Source organism: Dactylosporangium sp. NPDC000244 (assembly GCF_040300725.1).
Classification (GTDB): Bacteria; Actinomycetota; Actinomycetes; order Mycobacteriales; family Micromonosporaceae; genus Dactylosporangium.
This window is the reverse complement of the sequence record NZ_JBEPEH010000019.1, coordinates 170,374-191,869: the sequence shown is the minus strand read 5'-3', so window position 1 is coordinate 191,869 and position 21,496 is coordinate 170,374. Positions and strand designations below refer to the sequence as shown.

Genomic DNA, 21,496 nt, shown 5'->3' with positions numbered 1-21,496 from the left:
AGGGCATGCGGGACGGGATTCGTCGACAGGGTTATGACGCGTTCGTGTCGCCTTCCCGGCTCAACTCGGCGGCGATCCCCTTGGCGGTCTCGACGTCGGGGCCGGGCAGCGGCACGAAGAGGGTGCGGCGGTAGTACTCCAGCTCGCGGATGCTCTCGCGGATGTCGGCGAGGGCGCGGTGGGCGAGGCCCTTGGCGGGCTGGCCGAAGTACACGCGCGGATACCAGCGCCGGCACAGCTCCTTGATCGAGGAGACGTCGATCATCCGGTAGTGCAGGTGGTGGTCGAGGCGCGGCATGTCCCTCGCCAGGAAGCCCCGGTCCGTCGCGATCGAGTTGCCGCACAGCGGGGCCGTGCGCGGGTCGCGGACGTGCTCGGTGATGTAGGACATGATGAGGTCCTCGGCCTCGGCCACCGTCACGGTGGAGGCGCGCACCGCCTCGGTGAGGCCCGACTTGCCGTGCATGTCGCGCACGACCTCGAGCATCCCGTCCAGCGCCGCGTCGTCGGCGTGGATCACCACGTCGACGCCGTCGCCGAGCACGTTGAGATCGGGGTCGGTCACCAGCGCCGCGACTTCGATCAGCGCATCCTTCCCCAGATCGAGACCCGTCATCTCACAGTCGATCCAGACCAAAAGATCACCCACACCGGACAGCCTAGTGTTCATTCGGCCGACTTCTCGCTCCTCGGTGCGGGCAACCACCCATACTGCGCCATGTCGTTACCAAAGCCGGGCCACGATGTGGCGTGCGTCACGGCATGGCGGCCGTTTCGGCGGGCTTCTCGGCCTTGGCCGCGGGCTCGTCGCCGACCTCCAGCGGGGCCCACGTGAACTGCAGCTCGATGTTGGGCATCGCCGGCAGCGGCGGGAGGTCGATCTCGAGGCCGGCGTCCTTGGGGGCGGGGCGGTCGAGCTCGCACTCCTCCAGGGCCGGCTCCTCGGGCTTCGCCGGGGCCGGCACCTCCGCGTCGGCGGCCTTGAGGACGTCGGCGAGGGTGGCCATGACGCGCTCGTTCGCCTTCCCGGGGGTCTCGGCCTCGGGCTCCTCGGGCTGCTCCCGCTCCTGCGCCTTCGGCTCCTCGGGCTCCTCGGGCGTGGCCTGCGCCGGGATCGGGAGCGGCTCCGGGGCCGAGGCCGGGGCGGCGGCCTGCAGCGCCGGGCGGGCCGGGGGCCAGGCGAGCGTGATCAGGGCGAGGAAGAACAGGGCGCCGCCGAGCATGAGCAGGCCACCGGTGGTGGGGCCGAGCCAGGCGGGGGCGAGGCGGGCGGTGATCGCGGCGTCGATGCCGGCCTGGCCGTCGGCGCGCATCACGACGAGCGCGAGGTGCTTGCCCCGCAGGGCCGAGGACGACCAGGTGAGCCGGGCCTCGGCGGCGCGCTGCTCGCTGCGGGCGATCCAGAACTTCTCCTGGGCCGGGCGCTTCGCGGCCGGGTTGTTCGCGGCCGGGTTCGCCGCGTCCGGGTTCGCCGCCTGGTCGGCCGCCTGGTTCGCGGCTTGGTTCGCGGCTTGGTTCGCGGCTTGGTTCGCGGCGTCGGCGAGGTCGGTGGGGTCGTTGTGGACGACCGACTGGTTCGCGGTGCGGTTCGCGGGCTCGGCGGTCAGCTCGACCGGCAGCGGGCCGCGGGCGAGGCGGACGTGGGTCAGGCTCGTGTGGGCCCGGCCGTCGAGGTAGCGCTTGACGTCCGTGGTGGGCGCGAGCCCGATGAAGAGCGGGCCGCCGGAGCCGACCGCCGACAGGCTGAGCGTGGTCTGCCCACCCCGCGCGAACGGCGCGTCGGCTCGCAGGAGCGCGTCGACGTCGGGCACGACGACGGCGGCGCCGTCGGCACGGACCCGCTCCAGTCGCGCCGAGAACGTGTCGTCGCCGGCCCGATGCTCCATGGCGAGCAGCAGTCCGCCACCGGCGAGAGCCAGCGGCACCGCGATGAGCAGCAGCAGCGCGCCGACACCCGCCCGAACCAGACGCACGACCATGGCAGCGGCCCCTCTTCCCCCCGGCGTTACGGGCCCGACATTACCGGGCAATTCGGGCGCAGACCGCACGTATCGCCCGAAAACCCCAGAATGTCGCGGTTTTCGCGCTATTTGACCGGGACCTGGACCGTCACCGTGCTCTGGTTCAGGTCGTCCACCCGGGCCGTGATCTTGAACTCCCAGGTGCCCGCGGACACCAGCGAAACCTGGCCGATCGCGTGGTCGTCGCTCACCGCGAGCGTCGGCACCGTCAGTGGCTCGATGCCCTTGGACGGCAGCGCCGCCGTCGCCTTCCACTCGACGACCGTCTGGGGGCCGGAGCCGTCGGGCTTGACCGCGTACAGATGGATGGAGTTCATGCCGACGGTCGCCGGGGAGATGTCGACCTGGATCTTGAGCAGGTTCGTGGAGACCACCGTGTCGAAGGGGCCCGGCGGGGTGTCGCTCTGCCCGGCGCGGGCCGGGCTCGTCTGGACCAGCACGGAGGTCAGGGCGAGCACCACCACGGCGATCGCGACCTCGGTGATGACCGCGGTGCGCAGCCGGCGCCGGTCGCGCTCCTCGATCACCGGCACCTCCTGCACCGGCTCGTCATGCATCAACCCGTCGTCCATCGCATCGTCGTCCACCAGCTCGTCGTCGTCCGCGAGGTCGTCCTGCGCGGCCGGCGTGGCCGGGGCGAAGCGGCGGCCGGTCAGGCGCCGCGAGTACGCCGCGACCGCCACCACGACGGCGAGCAGCGCGACCTTGGCGATGACGATCTGGCCGTACGTCGTGCCGGTGAGCGCGTCCAGCGTCCCGATCTCCACGAGGGCCTGGGCGGTGCCCGCGAGCACGAGCACCGTGATGGCGAAGAGCGCCCACCCGGACCACACCGGCACGATCGCGCTCAGCTCGCGGGCGTTCGCGCGGCGCAGCAGGAAGCCGAAGAGCATGACGAGCCCGCCCAGCCAGATCGACATGGCCGCGAGGTGGGCGGCGTCGGCGACCACGGTCAGCGTCGGCACCGGCGAGGCGCTCGGGTGGCCCGAGATCGGCCAGGTCGCGAGCCCGACGATGCCGAGGATCACGAGCATGGTCTGGTCGAACTTCCCGGCCCGCCCGGCGATCACGGGGCGCAGCAGGATCGCGGTCGCGAGCACGACGCCGAGCCGGACCAGGTGCGCGGCGCCGAACGGGGTGCCCATCACCTCGCTCGCGGCCGCGCCGGTGACGTCGAAGAGCGTGGTGCCCGCGGTGTACGGGATCTGGACGTACAACTCCAGGATCGTGCTCACCGCGAGCAGTCCGGCGCCGGTCAGCGCGACGCGCCCCGGGTCGCGCGTGGACAGCCGGCGCGGCCACAGCGCGAACAGGATGAGCGCGGGCCCGACCAGCAGCACGAGGCCGGCGAAGCCGAGGAAGCGCGCGACCGACATGGCGTTCTTGACCACGCCGTCGGTCTGCACGCCGGAGCCGGCGTCGTCGGCGTTCGGGGTGGCCGACGGCTGGCCGTAGGAGAAGCTGTAGCCGCCGCTGACCGGGTGGCTGTCGGCCGAGATGACCCGGTAGCTGACCAGGTAGGTGCCCTTCGCACCGCCGGACTTGAGCGGGATGACGAGCTCCTGGTCGCGCACGACCGGTTTGCCGGTGTCGGCCCGGCCGCCGTCCGGCGCGACGACCTTGATCTTGTCCGCGACGAGCCGGACCTGCTCGCTGAAGGTCAGCGTCACTTCGCCGGGCATGTCGTTGAGCACCGTACCGGCGACCGGCGCGGTCTTCTCCAGTTCCGCGTGCGCGCTGGCGGGCGCGGCGGGCAGCACGAGGATGGCCAGGGCGCCGAGGAGCATCGCCAGGGGGACGGACCATCTGCGTCGGGTCATGGGTTCATGATTTCGCGCCGGTCATTGTGAGTTGGTCGCGGGGCGGCAGCAAAAAGTTCCCTACGACTCCTTCACGACTCCGCCATGACTTTGCGTAGCGACGTGTGTCGACCTCGTCGCGGCGGATTTTGTCGTACGCGAGGGCTACAGTCGGGGGCATGACGACGACGCGCCTCGAGCCGGGTGACACCGCCCCCGAGTTCACGCTGCAGACGGACCGGGACGAGCCACTGTCGCTCGCCGACCTTCGCGGGCGCAAGGTCGTCCTCTATGCCTACCCCGCCGCCATGACGCCCGGCTGCACCAAGCAGGCCTGCGACTTCCGCGACAACCTTGCGTCACTGCAGGCGGCCGGCTACGAGGTCGTCGGCATCTCCCCCGACGCCCCCGCGAAGCTGGCCAAGTTCCGCGACCGCGACGCGATCACCTTCCCGCTGGTCTCCGACCCCGACCGCGCGGTCCTGCGCGCCTACGGGGCCTACGGCGAGAAGCAGAACTACGGCCGCACCGTCCTCGGCGTGATCCGCTCCACCTTCGTGATCGACGAGAAGGGCCTCATCGAGCGCGCCATGTATAACGTGCGCGCCACCGGCCACGTCGCCAAGCTGCGCAAGGACCTCGGTCTGGACTGACTGCGCTCTTGCGCCACGGACCTGGCAGCGACGGCGCGCAGCGCCAAGCGGTGTCTGGCGGGAGCAACGGTCCGCCGGTGAAACGGACCCGAGTCATAGTCTGTGTTCTTGCTGTCCGTGTTCTTGCTGTCCGCGTTCTTTGCTGTCAGCCCGGCCGGCGCGGGAATTGGTGAAGCCCGGCGGAGTATCCATCCACCGGGCTTCGGCTTGCCGCCCAATTGCACACACCGGCGACGTTTGAAGAACGAAGATCAGATTATGACGTCGCGCTCTTCGATTGAGCTATCGGCCCATGGAGAGGACCGAGCGGGAGTTGAACCCGCAACCTCGACGACTGGCGTCCCGTTCGGTTGATCCGGCGTTCGGCGGCGGATGCTCAGACTGGAGCGAGAAGTTGAGTTTGTGTTTCGGCTCCCGCGGCCGCCTCTACCGTTGGGCTACGCCGTCTCGTGTCGTGACGGCGGGAGGAATCGAACCTCCACATTGACACCGCGCGCACCTGTCAAACTGAGCCTCAGGTTCAGCCTGCGCTCCTTGCGCACTGCCGATCTTAGTCGCTCGGCACCGATCGGCGAAACGCGATTTCCGGCCCCGCCGCCGCGCGGTCAGGCGCCGAACAGGTAGCGGAAGACCTTCTCCCCGGTCTCCTGCTCCACGACCTCCACGCCGTTGGCCTCCTCGCGGGCGAACTTCACCGCGGCCTGCAGCTTCTCGACGCGCTCGACGAGCTCGTTCACGCGCTTGGCCGGCAGCGCACCGGAGAACTTGACGGTCTTCCAGTAGCCGATGACCACGTCCTCGTAGTAGACCTCGACCTGCGCCGGGTGCTTCTCCGTCGCCTCGGCCTTGACGTGGTTGCGCGGGATCTTCTTCGTGCGGGTGGTCTGCGTCGGCTCGGTCGCGTACGTGTCGGCCGAGGCGTCGTAGACCCACGTCTCCGCGGCGTCGAGGATCGGCAGCTTGCGCACGAAGGTCAGGAGGTCGGCGAGCTGCTTCTCCAGGAAGAGCAGGTACGACACCGGAACCTCGCGCAGGAGGACCTGACCGTCGACCGAGACGTCCGCGCGTGCCACGCAGTTCGTCCAGTCCTTGGTGGCGGTGACGTCGAACAGGCGGGTCAGGATCGTGCCCGTCTGGCGGAGCACCTCCTCGGCCTTGACCTGCACCCGGGTCGACTCGGGCGGCAGCTGCTCGCCCTCCTCGTCCTTCGGGCGGTAGGTGCGGGAGATGCCGGCCAGCAGCGCCGGCTTCTGCAGGACGTGGTGGGACTCGGTGAGGTCCTGGAACGAGCGGGACTTCACGCCCTTCTCGACCGCGATGATCTGATTCAGCTTCGTCATGATGCGCACGAGTGTACGAGCCCGCAAACAGGTTGCAGTAGCGATAAACGGCGGCGCGTGAGCACGAAGCGTTTGAGGCGGTGGGGCCGGTGAGAGTCGAACTCACACTGGCACGGACCTAAACCGTGTGCCTCTGCCATTGGGCTACGGCCCCCGCGTAACGCAGAGACACAATACTCACGCCAGGCGTGTGATCTCCACCGTGACGCCAAGGTGCTTGCTCGGCGCCCCGTGGTACACCCCGCGCAGCGGCGGCACATCGTCGTAGTCGCGGCCGCGGGCGACCACCACGTGCCGCGGCCCGACGGGCACGCCGTTGGTCGGGTCGAAGCCGGCCCACTCCCCCGCCCACCACTCGACCCAGGCGTGGCTCTGCCCGGCGACCGTCTCGCCGACCTCGGCCTCGACCTTGGGGTGCAGGTAGCCGGAGACGTAGCGCGCGGGAATCCCCCGCGCCCGCAGCAGGCCCACGGTCAGGTGCGCGATGTCCTGGCAGACCCCCTTGCGCAGGTCCCACGCCTCCTGGGCGCTGGTCTGCACACCGGTCGAGCCGGGGACGTACGACACCTGATCCCGCACCCAGTGACAGACGGCCTCGGCGGCGTCGCCCGGGGATCCCCCGCACGCGTCCCAGACCTCGGCGACGAGGGCCGGGGCGACCGCGGTGAGCCGCGAGTGCGCGAGGAACTCGGCGTGCGCGTCGAGCACCAGGTCGGTGCCGAGGTCGGACCAGCCGAGCGAGAGCGCCGGCGTCGGGGGCGGCGACACCTCGACCAGGCTGCTGGAGACCACGCGCAGCTGCTGGTGCGGGCGGTGCAGGTCGAACGCGGTGACCTGGGTGGCCCAGTAGTCGTGGTAGCGGTACGTGGCCGCCCCGGGCGTGACCTCGACCTGGCTGAAGAGCGTCGTCTGCCACGGCAGGGTCAGCGGGGTGAGCCGCGCCTCGTTGTAGGAGGCCGAGACCGTGCCGGCGTACTTGTAGCCGGTGACGTGCCGGATCTTCAGGCGCCAGTTCATGAGCCACCCCAAGCGACTGTGCCCCACGTGACGGGCGTGGACTGCGGGAAGTACCGGGCCGTGATGGCCGCGCTCGCCGTCGCGCAGGTCTGCTGCAGCGCGCGCAGGTGCTGCGGGAGCTCGGCCAGCAGCATGGTCGTGTCGGCGTACTCCAGCCGCGTGCGGATCTGCCCGATCGGCCGGCGGGCGGCATCGGTCACGCCCGCGCGTTCGGTGGTGGGGGCCAGGTCGACGAGGCACTGCTCGGCGGTACCCAGCGCGTGCAGGGCGGACCGGGGAAACAGCCGGTCCAGGAGCAGGAACTCGGTGACCCGCTGCGGGTCGAACGTGCCGCCATGGGTGCGCAGGAACGCCTCGTCGGCGCCGCAGGAGCGCAGCACCGTGCGCCAGCCGGTCACCTCGTCGGGCGTGTTGGTCTGGATCGACAGCAGCCGCGCGGTCATGTCGACCCGCTCCAGGCTGCGGCCGAGGACCAGGAACCGCCAGCCGTCGTCGCGGCTCATCGTGGACTCGGCGAGCCCGGCGAGCACGGCCGCCCGCTCGCGCACGTAGCTGAGGAAGACCGTCGGCCCGAGCCGCTCGGCCGCGACCCGGCGCGACGCGAGCGTGTGCCAGGTGACGTTGAGGCATTCCCACATCTCGCTGGAGATCGTCTCGCGCACGCCCCGCGCGTTGTCGCGCGCGGCCACGATCGCACCGGAGATCGCGCTCGGGTCCTCGGCGTCGAACGCGAGCAGCTCGAGCGCGTCGCCGGTGGTGAGCCGGCGGTCCTGCGGCGCGGGCGCGCCGAGGATCGACATGAGTGTGCGGCAGGCCGCGTCCTCGTCGGCCCACGGGTCCTCGAGCAGCCGGCCGAGGAAGGCGTCGAGGATGCGTGCGGTGTCGTCGGCGCGCTCGATGTACCGGCCGATCCAGAACAGCGACTCCGCGATGCGACTGAGCATCTGCCCTCCTCCCTACTGCTGCTGTCCGGCCATCTGGGCGGCCGCGGGCCCGCTGTCGCGCGGGCTCCCGCCGGTGTCGCGCGGCTCGGCGGCGACCCGCGGCTGCGGTGGCGGCGCCGGATCGCCCGGGTGGGCCAGCACCCAGGTGTCCTTGGAGCCGCCGCCCTGGCTGGAGTTGACCACGAGCGCCCCCTCGGGCAGCGCGACGCGGGTCAGCCCGCCGGGCAGCAGCCAGATCTCGTTGCCGTCGTTGACCGCGAACGGCCGCAGGTCGATGTGGCGCGGCGCGACCCGGTCCCCGAGCAGCGTCGGCGACGTGGACAGCGCGACGGGCCGCTGCGCGATCCAGCCGCGCGGGTCCTTCTCGACCGCCCGCCGCAGCGTGGCCAGGGTCTCCTCGGAGGCCTGCGGCCCGATCACGATCCCCTTGCCCCCGGCCCCGTCGACCGGCTTGAGCACGAGCTGGTCGAGCCGGCCGAGCACGTCGTGGAGCACCTCGGGGTCGCGGTCGTCGAGCCGGTACGTCTCCACGTTGTCGATCAGCGGCTCCTCGGCGAGGTAGTAGCGGATCAGGTCGGGCACGTACGTGTACAGCAGCTTGTCGTCGGCGACCCCGTTGCCCACCGCGTTGGCGAGCGTGACCTGCCCCGCCCGCGCCGCGTTCACGATCCCCGGGCACCCGATCACCGAGTCCGGCCGGAAGTGCAGCGGATCGATGAAGTCGTCGTCGACGCGCCGGTAGACGACGTGCACCGGCCGCTCGCCCTGCGTGGTGCGCATCCGCACCCGGTTGCCGCTGCACACGAGGTCGCGCCCCTCGACGAGCTCGACGCCCATGAGCCGCGCGAGCAGCGCATGCTCGAAATAGGCGGCGTTGTAGACCCCGGGCGTCAGCACCACGACGGTCGGGTCGTCGACCCCTTCGGGCGCCGCGGCCCGCAACGCCGCGAGGAGCCGGGCCGGATAGTCGTCGACGGGCCGCACCCGGGCATCGGCGAACAGCGCCGGCATCGTGTGCGTGAGCGCCCGCCGGTTCTCGATCACGTACGACACCCCGGACGGAATGCGGAGATTGTCCTCCAGTACCCGGAAATGCCCCTGCTCGTCCCGCACCAGGTCGACGCCGCTGATGTGCACCCGGACGCCGTTGGGCGGCTCGATGCCGTACGCCTGCCGGTGAAAGTGCGCACTGGTCGTGATCAGCTTGCGCGGCACGACCCCGTCGGCGAACACGCGCCCGGCCCCGTAGATGTCGGCGAGAAAGGCCTCGAGCGCCTTGACCCGCTGCTGCACCGCGGCGGTGAGAAGATCCCACTCGGTGGCGTCGAGGATGCGCGGAATGAGGTCGAGCGGGAACGGCCGCTCCTCCCCGGCGTAGGCGAACGTGACCCCGCGATCGGTGAACACCCGAGCCAGCTGATCGGCCCGAAACCGCAGGTCAGCCGGCGCGAGCGGCTGCAGCGCAGCAAACAACGACCGATAGGGCGACCGCGGCTGCCCGGGGCGTTCGAACATCTCGTCCCACGCCTCGAACATGGCCCCGGACATCGAGTACTCATCGAAGATGTCCGCCATGAACGGAGCCTAGGCACGAACCATTTCACTCACATTACCGGTGTGTTTTGGCCACTGATCTTGCATCGATAGCAGTCCTTCAATGCCCCAACGGAGCCCCCACACCCACCCCGACTTCGTGCCTCGAAGCCCTGTCTCCGGTTCCGGCTTCGGCCCGCACCCCCGCTGCGCACCACGAGCCCTCAGCCCCAAACCGCCGCGGCCCCAAGCCACCAGCGCCCACGGCGCGCACCGCAAGCCCTCAGCCGCGAACCGCCGCGCCCCAGCCGCCGACGCTGGCCGCCCCTCGACGAAGGCCACTGAACCCGGTGGCCCCGAGCGCCGCTACAACAGACCCCGCGGCGACCCGACCTCCTTCATCGCCTCAGCCAGCGCCATCAACGACCGCACCACCGCATTGCGCCCCTCCCCTCCGTGCAGCATCTTCCGCGGCTCCCGAATCCGCTCCACCCCGATCGCATGCGCCCCCGCCCGCTGCGTCGCCGACATCGCCGAGAACGTCGCGCACACCACCGCCGCGTCCTGCGCCTGAACCCCGATCGCCTCGAACACCGGCGCCATCGTCCGGATCGCCGGGTTCCGCATCGCGAACCCCCGCCCCAGCGCCGGCCCGACGAGCCCGCGCAGCCCCAGCCGGTGCAGGTACCGCCCGACCGCCGACTCGCTGTGCGGCGCGTACACGGCAACCGACCGTCCCGTCGCCCGGCACGCCTCGAGCAACTCGGTCGATCCCGTGGTCACCGGCGCCCAGTCCGCCGCGTCGACCTCTGCGTCGTGGATCAGCTGCTCGGCCCTGCGCCCCACCTCCTCCGACACCTCGTACGCCTCGGCCAGCACCTCGAACGGGTTGTCGCTCGTGCCGCCCAGGATCGACATCCGATGCCCGGTCTCCTGCAGCATCTCGCCGACCTGCCGCGCCACCGTCTCCGGCTCGGGCAGCAGGTTCCCGAGCACGCTGAACGTCACGACGACGTGATGCGTGCGATCGAGGATCTCGGCAAGATGGGGCCGCACCCGCACGGGCGTCACGCCTTGATCATGTCCCGCCAGCAGCACCCCGCGACGCGTTATGCCACTTTCGCCTCGCCGTCCGGCGTGCTCTCGTCGTCAATGTCCGAATCTCGTTGCAGGCGCTGTCAGACGACCGTGATCTCGTCGCCGATCGCGATCTTCCCGCGCATGTCCGGGATGAGGTTGACGGCGAACAGCAGCCCACTCGGGAACCGCCGATGCTTGGCCAGCACCCGCAGCGGCTGCCGCCCCTTCTCACCCGTCTCGGGGTCGATGGTGGTCAGCACGCACCGTTCGCACGCCTTCGGCACGCGGAAGGAGACCTCGCCGATGACGACCCGGCGGCCGATCCAGTCGTCCTCTGCCCAGGCCGGGGCGCCGGAGACGACGACGTTGGGCCGGAACCGCGTCATCGCGACGGGCTCGTCCCCGTCCTCGGCCAGCCAGTCGTTGACCGCCCGCAGCGAGGCCTCGTTGGCCAGCAGGAGCGGGTAGCCGTCCGCGAAGCTGACCCGGTCCTCCGGCGTCCCGTACTCCGGGTCGACCACCCGCCGGGTCGGATCGTCGAGGTGGAACAGGCGGGCCGGCCGGCCGATCACCTGCGACACCCAGCGGTTCGCGACGTCCCCCGCGGACGTCGCGGCGATCCACATGTGGAAGTGCTTGATGTCTGACGTCTCGGCCGACGGATAGGGCACCGCGAGCGGCTCCGCCCCCTCCGCCTCGAGCACCAGCCCGAAGTCGTTGTACCGCGGCCGGACCCGCCCCAGCGGCGGCCAGTCCCGCTGGGTGATCAGCTTGGCCGCCTCGTCGACGACGATCCAGCGGCGGTCGCCGGCCAGGCCCCATGGCTCGACTTCCGCGCTTTTCGCCTCGACGCGGTAGCAGCTCTTGATCGGGTAGGTCGCTAGGTAGCTCAGCCGCACGCTCAGAGACTCGCATGGCCATCCCCCTTCCCGCCAACATTCTGAATGATCTCATGCACTTGACGCAAGCCTGAAAGTCGACTTACATTGACCCCATGACTTCCACCCCGCGCCAGCGGATACTCGACCTCTTCGATGGACAGCGCCTCACGCCCGTCCAGCGGCGCATCGCGCGCATCCTGGTCGAGCACGCCGGGCAGGCCGGTTATCTCTCCAGCGGCGACCTGGCGACCCTCGCGGGCGTGAGTCAGCCGTCGGTGACCCGGTTCGCAACGGCGCTGGGGTTCGAGGGCTATCCCGCGCTCCGCGACCAGCTGCGCGTGACGATCGACGGTTACCGGCACGGCTCATCCACAGTGGACGACGCCGACGAGTCCGTTCCGGTCAGCGAGTTCGAGCAGGCGCTCGGCGACGAGATCGCCAACCTGCAGCAGCTCTCCGCCATGGTCAAGGACCCCGGGCCGCTGACCGAGGCGGGGCAGTTACTGATGGCGAGCCGGCCACTGCCGGTCCTCGGCCTGCGGGCAGCCGCGGCGCTCGCGGGAGCCTTCGCCTACTTCGCGGCCAAGGTCCATCCGGATGTACGGTTTGTCCAGGAGCAAGGCAGCCTGCTCGCGGATCGTCTGGAACAGGCGCGCGCGGCCGGTGCAGTTGCGATGCTGGCGTTTGTGTTGCCCCGTTATCCGCGCGAGGCGGTCGACGCGCTCCGGGAAGCGCGGGCCGCGGGGCTTCGTGTCGTCACCGTGACGGACTCACCGGTCAGTCCGGCGGCCGCCGAGTCGGACGTGGTGCTCACCGCGCCGGTGGGCTCCCGCCTGGTCTTCGACATGCACACCGCGCCGATGGCGATGGTGACGATCCTGCTCCAGGCGATGTGCGACTCCGCACCGGCCGAAACCCAGGAGCGGCTCGAGGCGTTCGAGCGCTCCGCCGCCACTCGTCAGGTATTCCTGCCCTAACCGAGGAGAATCATGGAAGCAATCCGTGCCCCTCGGGGCACCCAGTTGACGGCGCGAGGATGGCAACAGGAAGCCGCCCTGCGCATGCTCATGAACAACCTCGATCCTGACGTCGCGGAACGCCCCCAGGACCTGGTGGTCTACGGCGGCACGGGCAAGGCCGCGCGGGACTGGCCGTCCTACCGGGCGCTGGTCCGCACGCTGACGACGCTGGCGCCCGACGAGACGATGCTGGTGCAGTCCGGCCGGCCCATCGGGGTGCTGCAGACGCACGAGTGGGCACCGCGGGTCCTGATCGCCAACTCCAACCTCGTCGGCGACTGGGCCAACTGGCCGGAGTTCCGGCGGCTGGAGGCGCTCGGCCTGACGATGTACGGGCAGATGACCGCCGGGTCGTGGATCTACATCGGCACGCAGGGCATCCTGCAGGGCACCTACGAGACGTTCGCGGCGGTGGCGGAGAAGCGGTTCGGCGGGACGCTGGCCGGCACGCTCACGGTCACCGCGGGGTGCGGCGGGATGGGCGGTGCCCAGCCGCTCGCGGTCACCATGAACGGCGGCGTCTGCCTGATCATCGACGTCGACCGCAGCCGGCTCGAACGCCGGGTCGCCACCCGCTACCTCGACGTCATCGCCGACTCGCTGGAGGCCGGGGTCCGCACCGCCGCCGAGGCCCAGATCGCGCGCAAGCCGCTCTCCGTCGGGATCGTGGGCAACGCCGCGCTGCTGCTTCCCGAACTGCTGCGAATGGGCGTCCCAGTCGACATCGTGACCGACCAGACCTCGGCGCACGACCCGCTGTCCTACATCCCGAGCGGCATCGATCCCGAGGACGCGGCCGACTACGCGACCAAGAAGCCCGAGGAGTTCACCGAGCGCGCCCGCCACTCGATGGCGCGGCACGTGGAGGCGATGGTCGGATTCCTCGACCGCGGCGCCGAGGTGTTCGACTACGGCAACTCGATCCGGGGCGAGGCGCAACTGGGCGGGTTCGATCGGGCGTTCGCATTTCCGGGGTTCGTCCCGGCGTATATCCGGCCGCTCTTCTGCCAGGGCAAGGGCCCTTTCCGCTGGGCCGCACTGTCGGGCAACCCCGCCGACATCGCCGCCACCGACCAGGCGATCCTCGACCTCTTCCCGGAGAACGCCTCGCTGCACCGCTGGATCAAGATGGCGCAGGAGCGGGTCGCGTTCCAGGGCCTGCCGGCTCGCATCTGCTGGCTCGGTCAGGGCGAACGCGACCGGGCCGGACTCCGGTTCAACGAGATGGTCGCCGACGGCACGCTGGAGGCCCCCATCGTCATCGGGCGCGACCACCTCGACACCGGCTCCGTCGCCTCTCCGTACCGCGAGACCGAGGCGATGCGCGACGGTTCCGACGCGATCGCGGACTGGCCGCTGCTCAACGCGCTGGTGAACACGGCCTCGGGCGCCTCCTGGGTGTCGATCCACCACGGCGGCGGCGTCGGGATCGGCCGCTCCATCCACGCCGGGCAGGTCTCGGTCGCCGACGGCACCGAGCTCGCGGCGCAGAAGCTGGCACGGGTGCTCAGCAACGACCCCGCGATGGGCGTGCTGCGGCACGTGGACGCCGGGTACGACGACGCGGCCGAGGTCGCCGAGTCGAACGGGCTACGGGTGCCGATGCGGGAGTCGGCGGCCGACGGCGGAGGGGCCGGTGAGCGGGCATGATGAGCGCCGACCGGTTCGCCGCGCTGTGGGGATCGCTGAGCCCGATCGGCCGGGTCGGCGAGGACGGTGGGTACGTCCGGCACTCGTGGACCGACACCGACCTGGTTTGCCGCGAGTGGTTCGTCGAGGAGGCGCTGGACCGCGACCTCGAGGTCGAAATCGACCGCAACGGCAACCTGTGGGCCTGGTGGGGCGAGCCGGACCAGGAGGGCGCCGTCGTCACCGGCAGCCATCTCGACTCCGTCCCGCACGGGGGCGCCTACGACGGGCCGTTGGGCGTCGTGTCGGGGCTGCTCGCCATCGACCGGCTCCGCGAGCGCGGCGTGAAGCCGGCGCGGCCGGTGGCGGTCGTGGTGTTCACCGAGGAGGAGGGCGCCCGGTTCGGGGTGCCGTGCCTCGGCTCGCGGCTGATGACCGGCGCGTTCGATCCCGCGAAGGCACTGCGGCTGCGGGACCAGGAGGGCGCCTGGCTCGCGGACGCGATCGGGCGGGCCGGGCTCGACCCGGATCGGCTCGGGCCCGATCCGGAGCGTCTGGCGCGCATCGGGGCGTTCGTCGAGCTCCACGTCGAGCAGGGGCGAGCCCTCGACCACCTCGACGCCCCGGTCGGGATTGCGAGCGCGATCTGGCCGCATGGGCGGTATCGCTTCGAGTTCACCGGCGAGGGCAACCACGCCGGCACGACCCGTATGTCGGACCGGCACGACCCGATGCTCACGCTTGCCTACACGGTGCTGGCGACCGACGAGGCCGCCCGGACCCACGGCGCGCACGCGACCGTCGGGCGGGTCGAGGTCGCGCCGAACGCCACCAACGCCATCGCGGCCCGCGCCTCCGCCTGGCTCGACGCCCGGGCCGCGGACGGCGAGACGCTGCAGAAGCTCGTCGAGGCCATTCACCAGCGAGCGGAGAGGCGGGCCCGGCTCGACGGCACGCACGTGACCATGGCCGCGGAGTCGGTCACCGGCGAGGTCGGGTTCACGGGAGACGTCAGCAAGCTCGCCGCCCTCGAGCTTCAGGCGCCCGTGCTGCCGACCGGTGCCGGGCACGACGCGGGCGTGTTGTCCGCCCACGTCGACACGGCGATGTTGTTCGTGAGGAACCCGACGGGCATCTCGCACGCGCCGCAGGAATCGGCCCGCGATGCCGACTGCGCCGCGGGGGTGGAGAAGCTCACCGATCTGTTGGCCCGGCTATGTCAGTGATGCGGTACCACTGCGAGCACGCCTGGCTGCCGTCCGGCGTCGCCGACGACGTGGTGGTCGAGATCGCGGGCGGCCGGTTCGTCGTGGTTCGGCCGCGGACGCCGGTCGACGCGCCCGAGGCCGCCGGGGCGATGCGGCTGCCGGGGCTGACGCTGCCGGGCCTGGCCAACGCGCACTCCCACGCGTTCCACCGGGCGCTGCGGGGCCGGACACAACGGGGGCGGGGCACGTTCTGGACCTGGCGCGAGCAGATGTACGCGGTGGCGGGGGCGCTCGACCCGGACTCGTATCACGCGCTGGCGGTGGCGGTGTATGCCGAGATGGCGCGGGCCGGGATCACCTGCGTCGGTGAGTTCCACTATCTGCACCACGGGCCGGGCGGGGTGAGGTATGCGGACCCCAATGCGATGGGCGAGGCGCTCATCGCCGCGGCGGCCGATGCGGGGATCAGGATCACGCTGCTCGACACGCTGTATCTGACGGCGGGGGTCGATGGGCGGGCGCTTGAGGGGGTACAGCTGCGGTTTGGCGACGGGTCGGTCGATGCCTGGTCGAACCGGCTTGATCGGCTCCGGCCCCGGCCCCACGCGCGGATCGGGGCGGCGGCGCACAGCGTGCGGGCCGTGCCGGCGGAGGCGCTGACGGCGTTCGTGGCGCGCACCGACGGCCTGCCGACGCACGTGCACCTCTCGGAGCAGCGCGCGGAGAACGAGGCCTGCCTCGCGGTTCACGGCCGCACGCCGACGGAGCTGCTCGCCGATCGCGGGCTGCTCGGCGGGCGGGTGACGGCCGTGCACGCCACGCACCTGACGGACACGGACCGGACCGAGCTCGGCGACAGCGGCACCGGGGTGTGCTTCTGCCCGACGACCGAGCGGGATCTCGCCGACGGCATCGGGCACGCGCGGGCGCTGGTCGACGCGGGCAGCCCGCTCAGCCTGGGCAGCGACAGCCACGCGGTGATCGACCTGTTCGAGGAGGCGCGCGGGGTCGAGATGCACGAGCGGCTCCACACCGAGCATCGCGGGCACTTCACGGGCGCCGAGCTGATGAGCGCGGCCACGGCCGCCGGGCACGCGGCGCTCGGCTGGTCGCACGCCGGCGCTATCGCGGTCGGCGGCCGGGCGGACCTGGTCACCGTGGCGCTCGACTCGCCGCGGACGGCGGGCTGCGATCCGGCGGCGATCGGGTTCGTGGCCACGGCGGCGGACGTGCGCCATGTGGTGGTCGACGGGCGGGTCGTCGTGCGCGATGGAGTGCACATCGCGGTTCCGGATGTGGGGGCGGCGCTGCAGGGGGCGCTCGGAAAGATCTCGGCCGGTGCGAGTGAGACCGCTGACAGCCGGCGTGTCGGGGCGGCGGCGCGATGAGGTCGCTGCTGGTCACCAACATCGGGGAGCTCGTCACGGGCGACCCGAGCTGGGGTGAGGGACCGCTCGGGATCCGGCGCGATGCCGCGCTCGTCATCGACGGCCGGCGGGTCGAGTGGATCGGGCGGGCCGGGGACACGCCGGCGGCCGACATGCGGCTCGACGCGAACGGGGCGGCGGTGCTGCCCGGGTTCGTCGACAGCCACTCGCACCTGGTGTTCGGGGGCGATCGGGCGGCGGAGTTCGCGGCGCGGATGGCAGGGCAGCCGTATACGGGCGGGGGGATCCGGACGACCGTCGGGGCGACCCGGGCCGCCGATGACGAGCAGTTGCGGGCGAACGTGGCGCGGTTGCGGCATGAGGCGCTGCGGCAGGGTACGACGACGATGGAGATCAAGTCCGGGTATGGGCTGAGCGTCGCCGACGAGTCTCGGTCGCTGCGGATCGCGCGGGAGTTCAGCACCGAGACGACGTTCCTCGGGGCGCATGTGGTGCCGGCGGAGTACGCGGGCCGGGCGGACGACTATGTGAGCCTCGTCTGCGGGCCGATGCTCACCGCGGCGCACGGGGCCGGGGCGCGGTGGATCGACGTGTTCTGCGAGCGGGGTGCGTTCGACGCGGATCACTCGCGGGCCATCCTGACCGTCGGCGCCGACGCGGGGATGGGTGTGCGGGTGCACGCGAACCAGCTGTCGGAGGGGCCCGGGGTGCGGCTGGCGGTGGAGCTGAACGCGGCGTCGGCGGATCACTGCACGCACCTGGCCGCGGCGGACATCGCGGCGCTCGCCGGGTCGAGCACGGTCGCGACGCTGCTGCCGGGGGCGGAGTTCTCGACGCGGTCGCCGTATCCGCCGGCCCGGGCGCTGCTCGACGCGGGGGCGACGGTCGCGCTGGCGACGGATTGCAATCCGGGGTCGTCGTACACCACGTCGATGCCGTTCTGCATCGCGCTCGCGGTGCGGGAGATGGCGATGACGCCGGCCGAGGCCGTGCTCGCGGCGACGCGGGGCGGGGCGGCGGCGCTGCGCCGGGAAGACATCGGGCGGCTGACGTACGGGGCGCGCGGCGACCTCGTCGTGCTGGACGCCCCCTCGTACGTGCACCTGGCCTACCGGCCCGGGGTGCCGCTGACCACCAACGTCGTGCTCAATGGGGAGCTGGTTTGATCACCATCACCGCCTCTGGCATCACCCCCGACGACCTGATCGCGGTCGCCCGGGGCAACGCACGGGTGACCCTCGCGCCGGACGCGCTCGACGCCATGCGCGCGAGCCGGTCCATCGTGGACGCGATCGAGCGGGACGGGCGCCCGGTGTACGGGGTGTCGACCGGGTTCGGGGCGCTCGCCAACACGTTCATCGCACCCGAGCGCCGGGCGGAGCTGCAGCACGCGCTGATCCGCTCGCACGCGGCGGGCGTCGGGGCGCCGGTGCAGCGGGAGGTCGTACGAGCGATGATCCTGCTGCGGATCCGCTCCCTGGCGATGGGGCGCTCCGGGGTGCGGCCCGAGGTCGCGCAGGCGCTCGTGGACCTGCTCAACGCCGACATCACGCCGTGGGTGCCCGAGCACGGGTCGCTCGGTGCGTCCGGGGACCTCGCGCCGCTGGCCCACTGCGCGCTGGTGCTGATCGGCGAGGGGTGGGTGCTGGCGAAGGACGGCACCCGGATCAGCGCGCTCGACGCCGGGGTGTCACCGATCGCGCTGTCCTCGAAGGAGGGGCTGGCGCTCATCAACGGCACCGACGGCATGCTCGGCATGCTGATCATGGCCATCGAGGACTCGCGGCACCTGTTCACGATGGCGGACATCACCGCGGCGCTGTCGATCGAGGCGATGCTCGGCTCAGACCGGCCGTTCATGCCGGAGCTGCACACGATCCGGCCGCACCCGGGGCAGGCGGCCTCGGCGGCGAACATCCACCGGCTCCTGCAGGGCTCGCCGATCATGGACTCGCACCGGGACAACCTGGTGCATGCGGTGCAGGACGCGTATTCGATGCGGTGCGCGCCGCAGGTGGCCGGCGCGGCGCGGGACACGCTCGAGTTCGCGGCGACGGTCGCGGGGCGGGAGCTGCGCTCGATCGTGGACAACCCGGTGGTGCTCACCGACGGGCGCGTCGAGTCGACGGGGAACTTCCACGGGGCGCCGCTCGGGTTCGCCGCGGACTACCTCGCGATCGCGGCGGCCGAGGTCGGGGCGATCACGGAACGGCGGGTGGACCGGCTGCTCGACGTCACCCGGTCGCGGGAGTTGCCGCCGTTCCTGACCCCGGATGCGGGAGTCAATTCGGGGCTGATGATCGCGCAGTACACGGCGGCGGGGATCGTCGCGGAGAACCGGCGGCTGGCGGCGCCCGCGAGCGTGGACTCGTTGCCGACGTCGGGCATGCAGGAGGACCACGTGTCGATGGGGTGGGCGGCGACGCGGAAGCTGCGGACCGTTCTGGACAACCTGTGCAGCATCCTGGCGGTCGAGTTGCTCTCGGCGGTGCGCGGGATCCAGCTGCGGGCGCCGCTGCGGCCCTCGCCGGCCGGGACGCGCGCGGTGGCGATGGTGGAGCGGTTCGCGGGCGGGCCGGGGCCGGACGTGTTCCTCGCGCCGGTGATGGAGGCGGCTCGCGGGCTGGTTTGGTCGCGGGAGCTGCGCAAGGAGATCGAGGGGGTGGCGGGGCCGCTCGCCTGACGAGAGCACGAACAAGGGCCAGAGCGGCGGCCGGAGCAGGGACCGGGAAAACCCGGCCTGGGCCGACCGCCGTCTGGCAGTAAGTGAGATCCGCGGTGTTACAGGGCGGTGGCCAGGGCCCGGAACGCCTTGCCGCGGTGGCTGATGGCGTCCTTCTCCTCCGGGGTCAGCTCGGCGGTCGTCTTCGTGTAGCCGTCGGCCACGAAGATCGGGTCGTAGCCGAAGCCGCCGTCGCCGCGGGGAGCCCTGATCAGGTGGCCCCGCATCTCGCCGCGGAAGACCTGTTCGCGGCCGTCCGGGTAGACGAGGGCGGCGGCGCACACGAACGCGGCGCCGAGGTGCTCGTCGGGGACGTCGCCGACCTGCGCGAGGACCAGGCGGAGGTTCGCGCCGTCGCGGTCGGGGGCGCCGCCCGGCAGGCCCGACCAGCGGGCCGAGAAGACGCCCGGCATGCCGTTGAGCGCGTCCACGGCCAGGCCCGAGTCGTCGGCGATGCTGGGCAAGCCGGTGTACTGGACGGCCTCGCGGGCCTTCAGGAGGGCGTTGTCCTCGAAGGTGAGGCCGGTCTCGGGGGCCTCCGGGTAGCTGTCGACGTCGTCCAGGCCGAGCAGGTCGATGCTCAGGGCCGCGGCCTCCATGACCCGGCGCAGCTCGATCAGCTTCTTCTTGTTGCGGGTCGCCAAGAGGAGGTTCATCCGGCGAGGGCCTTCTGCTGAAGGGCGGTCAGGTCGGCGCAGCCGCGGGCGCCCAGGTCCACGAGGGTGTCCAGCTCCGCCCGGGTGAAGATGCCCTGCTCGCCGGTGCCCTGGACCTCGACGAACTCGCCGGCGCCGGTGCACACCACGTTCATGTCCACATCCGCCACCACGTCCTCCTCGTAGCAGAGGTCCAGGCGGGGCTCGCCGGCGATGATGCCGACGCTGACGGCGGCGACCGAGCGGTGCAGGACGTCCGCGGGCTTGCCGGCGAGCTTGCGCTGGGTCGCCAGCCAGGAGACGGCGTCGTGGAGGGCCACGTAGGCGCCGGTGATCGCCGCCGTGCGGGTGCCGCCGTCGGCCTGCAGGACGTCGCAGTCCAGGACGATCGAGTTCTCGCCCAGGGCCTTGAGGTCGATGCAGGCGCGCAGGCTGCGGCCGATCAGGCGGGAGATCTCGTGGGTGCGGCCGCCGATCTTGCCCTTCACGCTCTCCCGGTCGCTGCGGGTGGTGGTGGCGCGCGGGAGCATCGCGTATTCGGCGGTCAGCCAGCCCAGGCCGGAGCCCTTGCGCCAGCGCGGCACGCCCTCGGTGACGCTGGCGGTGCACAGCACGCGGGTGCCGCCGAACTCGATGAGTACGGACCCCTCCGGGTGCATGCTCCACTGGCGGGTGATCGATACAGGTCGAAGTTGGTCTGAGACGCGTCCATCGGGTCGGGCCATAGGAACCAGCCTAGACAAGCCGATCAGGCGACCTTGCCGGGGACCGGGTCCAGGTCCAGGTCTAGGTCCAGGTCCGCGGCCGGGGAGCCGTGGCGCCACTCGGCCCAGGCCAGGCGGGCCAGGCCCGGCAGGAGGTCGGTCGAGCGGCGGATCACCCACCGCGTGCCGGCCGTCGACATCCACAGGGCCTGAGCCAGGACGCTCGGCGGGCGGTTGGTCGGCTCCGGCGACGGGCGGGACGGGGCCAGGCCGTCGGCCAGCAGGGCCTTGACGACACCGCGCTGTTCGAGGAGGTCGAAGTACGAGCAGGCCAGGAAGCGGTGCCCGCGCTCGCTCGGGTGAAGCCGGTCGACGCTCCACATGTCCCGCTCGTACGAGTCCGGGTTGCCGGCCGCGTCGAAGTGGATGGTGTCGTACCGCGCGGCGACCCGGTCGGCCGCCTCATTGATCTCGGCCATGCGGCGGGCCAGCGGACGGGCCAGCGGGCCGGGGAGGCCGAACATGCGGCCCGGGTCGGGCAGCCGGATGGTGAGCACCTCGGCGCCGGACTCGCGCAGCGGGGCGACGGTGCGCTCGAGGTGCCCGGCGAACCGGGCCCCGTCGAACGGGTCGCGCAGGGTGTCGTTGGTGCCGATGAGCACGGCCGCGAGGGCCGGGCGGACGGCGAGCGCGCGCGGGAGCTGGTCGCGCTCCAGGTCGGCGGCCCGGGCGCCGCTGAGTGAGAAGTTGTGCAGCCGCACGCCGAGCGCCGACGCGAAGATCGGTGCCCAGCCGCGCCACCGGCCCTTGACCCGGTCACCGAAGCCGGCGGTGGTCGAATCTCCAAGAGCTGCGAAAACGGTCACGAGTCCACCCCCGAAAGACCGGAGGCAAGCGCGTCA

Annotated in this window: 19 protein-coding genes and 1 tRNA gene; 7 read left to right on the top strand and 13 right to left on the bottom strand. The window is 71.8% G+C overall.

What is annotated here, in order from left to right; genetic code table 11:
- Positions 1 to 31: 31 nt before the first annotated feature.
- From orn to ABT369_RS27105, 3 genes are all read right to left on the bottom strand, one after another.
- Positions 32 to 670 carry an oligoribonuclease gene (orn, locus tag ABT369_RS27115; RefSeq protein WP_350616017.1) on the bottom strand — a complete coding sequence of 213 codons (639 nt, stop codon included), beginning with the start codon at positions 668 to 670 and terminating at the stop codon, positions 32 to 34.
- Positions 671 to 755: 85 nt separating this feature from the next.
- A complete protein-coding gene (locus tag ABT369_RS27110; RefSeq protein ID WP_350616015.1) occupies positions 756 to 1,979 on the bottom strand; it encodes a hypothetical protein in 1,224 nt (407 codons plus the stop codon).
- Between the two features lie 107 nt (positions 1,980 to 2,086).
- Positions 2,087 to 3,841 carry a copper resistance CopC/CopD family protein gene (locus ABT369_RS27105; protein WP_350616014.1) on the bottom strand — a complete coding sequence of 585 codons (1,755 nt, stop codon included), beginning with the start codon at positions 3,839 to 3,841 and terminating at the stop codon, positions 2,087 to 2,089.
- A 158-nt stretch (positions 3,842 to 3,999) separates the two neighbouring features.
- Between ABT369_RS27105 and bcp the strand changes: the two genes are divergently transcribed.
- Positions 4,000 to 4,473: a thioredoxin-dependent thiol peroxidase gene (bcp, locus tag ABT369_RS27100; protein ID WP_350616012.1), complete on the top strand. Its 474-nt coding sequence runs from the start codon at positions 4,000 to 4,002 to the stop codon at positions 4,471 to 4,473.
- A gap of 605 nt (positions 4,474 to 5,078) precedes the next feature.
- On the opposite strand, the gene ABT369_RS27095 is transcribed toward bcp, so the two are convergent.
- The 7 genes from ABT369_RS27095 to ABT369_RS27065 all read right to left on the bottom strand — a co-directional run bounded on the left by ABT369_RS27095 (position 5,079) and on the right by ABT369_RS27065 (position 11,286).
- The gene (locus tag ABT369_RS27095) at positions 5,079 to 5,813 is read right to left on the bottom strand and encodes a DUF7873 family protein (RefSeq protein WP_350616011.1); all 735 of its coding nucleotides are present in this window, start codon (positions 5,811 to 5,813) and stop codon (positions 5,079 to 5,081) included.
- An 81-nt stretch (positions 5,814 to 5,894) separates the two neighbouring features.
- Positions 5,895 to 5,967, bottom strand: a tRNA-Leu gene (locus tag ABT369_RS27090).
- Positions 5,968 to 5,990: 23 nt separating this feature from the next.
- Positions 5,991 to 6,830, bottom strand: a complete 840-nt coding sequence (locus tag ABT369_RS27085; RefSeq protein WP_350616009.1) for a transglutaminase family protein — start codon at positions 6,828 to 6,830, stop codon at positions 5,991 to 5,993.
- Entirely contained in the window at positions 6,827 to 7,774 is a 948-nt protein-coding gene (locus tag ABT369_RS27080) for an alpha-E domain-containing protein (protein WP_350616007.1), read from the bottom strand. The genes ABT369_RS27085 and ABT369_RS27080 overlap by 4 nt, the downstream gene beginning before the upstream one ends.
- A gap of 12 nt (positions 7,775 to 7,786) precedes the next feature.
- Entirely contained in the window at positions 7,787 to 9,349 is a 1,563-nt protein-coding gene (locus ABT369_RS27075; protein WP_350616006.1) for a circularly permuted type 2 ATP-grasp protein, read from the bottom strand.
- 324 nt (positions 9,350 to 9,673) lie between these two features.
- Positions 9,674 to 10,378, bottom strand: coding sequence for a hypothetical protein (locus ABT369_RS27070; RefSeq protein WP_350616004.1), 705 nt, complete (start codon positions 10,376 to 10,378; stop codon positions 9,674 to 9,676).
- 107 nt (positions 10,379 to 10,485) lie between these two features.
- Entirely contained in the window at positions 10,486 to 11,286 is an 801-nt protein-coding gene (locus ABT369_RS27065; protein ID WP_350616002.1) for an MOSC domain-containing protein, read from the bottom strand.
- Between the two features lie 95 nt (positions 11,287 to 11,381).
- Here ABT369_RS27065 and ABT369_RS27060 point away from each other — a divergent pair, with 95 nt between their 5' ends.
- The 6 genes from ABT369_RS27060 to hutH are packed head-to-tail and all read left to right on the top strand — an operon-like array spanning position 11,382 to position 19,195.
- Positions 11,382 to 12,245 (top strand): MurR/RpiR family transcriptional regulator, encoded by an 864-nt coding sequence (locus ABT369_RS27060; protein WP_350616001.1) that lies wholly within the window; start codon positions 11,382 to 11,384, stop codon positions 12,243 to 12,245.
- A gap of 9 nt (positions 12,246 to 12,254) precedes the next feature.
- Positions 12,255 to 13,937: a urocanate hydratase gene (gene hutU / locus ABT369_RS27055; protein ID WP_350616068.1), complete on the top strand. Its 1,683-nt coding sequence runs from the start codon at positions 12,255 to 12,257 to the stop codon at positions 13,935 to 13,937.
- Entirely contained in the window at positions 13,937 to 15,142 is a 1,206-nt protein-coding gene (locus ABT369_RS27050; protein WP_350616067.1) for an allantoate amidohydrolase, read from the top strand. The genes hutU and ABT369_RS27050 overlap by 1 nt, the downstream gene beginning before the upstream one ends.
- Positions 15,139 to 16,512, top strand: coding sequence for a formimidoylglutamate deiminase (locus ABT369_RS27045; RefSeq protein ID WP_502891827.1), 1,374 nt, complete (start codon positions 15,139 to 15,141; stop codon positions 16,510 to 16,512). Before ABT369_RS27050 ends, ABT369_RS27045 begins: the two co-directional genes overlap by 4 nt.
- Complete coding sequence (gene hutI, locus ABT369_RS27040) at positions 16,509 to 17,678, top strand: imidazolonepropionase (protein ID WP_350615997.1); 1,170 nt, start codon at positions 16,509 to 16,511, stop codon at positions 17,676 to 17,678. The genes ABT369_RS27045 and hutI overlap by 4 nt, the downstream gene beginning before the upstream one ends.
- Positions 17,675 to 19,195 carry a histidine ammonia-lyase gene (gene hutH, locus ABT369_RS27035; RefSeq protein ID WP_350615995.1) on the top strand — a complete coding sequence of 507 codons (1,521 nt, stop codon included), beginning with the start codon at positions 17,675 to 17,677 and terminating at the stop codon, positions 19,193 to 19,195. The genes hutI and hutH overlap by 4 nt, the downstream gene beginning before the upstream one ends.
- A 98-nt stretch (positions 19,196 to 19,293) precedes the next feature.
- Here hutH and rdgB read toward each other — a convergent pair whose 3' ends face one another.
- Genes rdgB through ABT369_RS27020 form a run of 3 tightly spaced genes read right to left on the bottom strand, consistent with a single transcriptional unit; the run spans position 19,294 to position 21,460 of the window.
- Positions 19,294 to 19,890, bottom strand: coding sequence for an RdgB/HAM1 family non-canonical purine NTP pyrophosphatase (gene rdgB, locus ABT369_RS27030; RefSeq protein WP_350615993.1), 597 nt, complete (start codon positions 19,888 to 19,890; stop codon positions 19,294 to 19,296).
- The gene (rph, locus tag ABT369_RS27025; protein ID WP_350615991.1) at positions 19,887 to 20,615 is read right to left on the bottom strand and encodes a ribonuclease PH; all 729 of its coding nucleotides are present in this window, start codon (positions 20,613 to 20,615) and stop codon (positions 19,887 to 19,889) included. Before rph ends, rdgB begins: the two co-directional genes overlap by 4 nt.
- A gap of 23 nt (positions 20,616 to 20,638) precedes the next feature.
- Positions 20,639 to 21,460 carry an SGNH/GDSL hydrolase family protein gene (locus ABT369_RS27020; RefSeq protein WP_350615989.1) on the bottom strand — a complete coding sequence of 274 codons (822 nt, stop codon included), beginning with the start codon at positions 21,458 to 21,460 and terminating at the stop codon, positions 20,639 to 20,641.
- Positions 21,461 to 21,496 lie beyond the last annotated feature (36 nt).

What these genes read in the sequence shown, in the direction of transcription:
- rph (WP_350615991.1), bottom strand. Translation starts at nt 20,615, where the DNA reads ATGGCCCGACCCGATGGACGCGTCTCAGACCAACTTCGACCTGTATCG.
- ABT369_RS27075 (WP_350616006.1), bottom strand. Translation starts at nt 9,349, where the DNA reads ATGGCGGACATCTTCGATGAGTACTCGATGTCCGGGGCCATGTTCGAG.
- ABT369_RS27080 (WP_350616007.1), bottom strand. Translation starts at nt 7,774, where the DNA reads ATGCTCAGTCGCATCGCGGAGTCGCTGTTCTGGATCGGCCGGTACATC.
- hutI (WP_350615997.1), top strand. Translation starts at nt 16,509, where the DNA reads ATGAGGTCGCTGCTGGTCACCAACATCGGGGAGCTCGTCACGGGCGAC.
- ABT369_RS27110 (WP_350616015.1), bottom strand. Translation starts at nt 1,979, where the DNA reads ATGGTCGTGCGTCTGGTTCGGGCGGGTGTCGGCGCGCTGCTGCTGCTC.
- ABT369_RS27060 (WP_350616001.1), top strand. Translation starts at nt 11,382, where the DNA reads ATGACTTCCACCCCGCGCCAGCGGATACTCGACCTCTTCGATGGACAG.
- bcp (WP_350616012.1), top strand. Translation starts at nt 4,000, where the DNA reads ATGACGACGACGCGCCTCGAGCCGGGTGACACCGCCCCCGAGTTCACG.
- ABT369_RS27085 (WP_350616009.1), bottom strand. Translation starts at nt 6,830, where the DNA reads ATGAACTGGCGCCTGAAGATCCGGCACGTCACCGGCTACAAGTACGCC.
- rdgB (WP_350615993.1), bottom strand. Translation starts at nt 19,890, where the DNA reads ATGAACCTCCTCTTGGCGACCCGCAACAAGAAGAAGCTGATCGAGCTG.
- ABT369_RS27105 (WP_350616014.1), bottom strand. Translation starts at nt 3,841, where the DNA reads ATGACCCGACGCAGATGGTCCGTCCCCCTGGCGATGCTCCTCGGCGCC.
- ABT369_RS27050 (WP_350616067.1), top strand. Translation starts at nt 13,937, where the DNA reads ATGAGCGCCGACCGGTTCGCCGCGCTGTGGGGATCGCTGAGCCCGATC.
- orn (WP_350616017.1), bottom strand. Translation starts at nt 670, where the DNA reads ATGAACACTAGGCTGTCCGGTGTGGGTGATCTTTTGGTCTGGATCGAC.
- ABT369_RS27095 (WP_350616011.1), bottom strand. Translation starts at nt 5,813, where the DNA reads ATGACGAAGCTGAATCAGATCATCGCGGTCGAGAAGGGCGTGAAGTCC.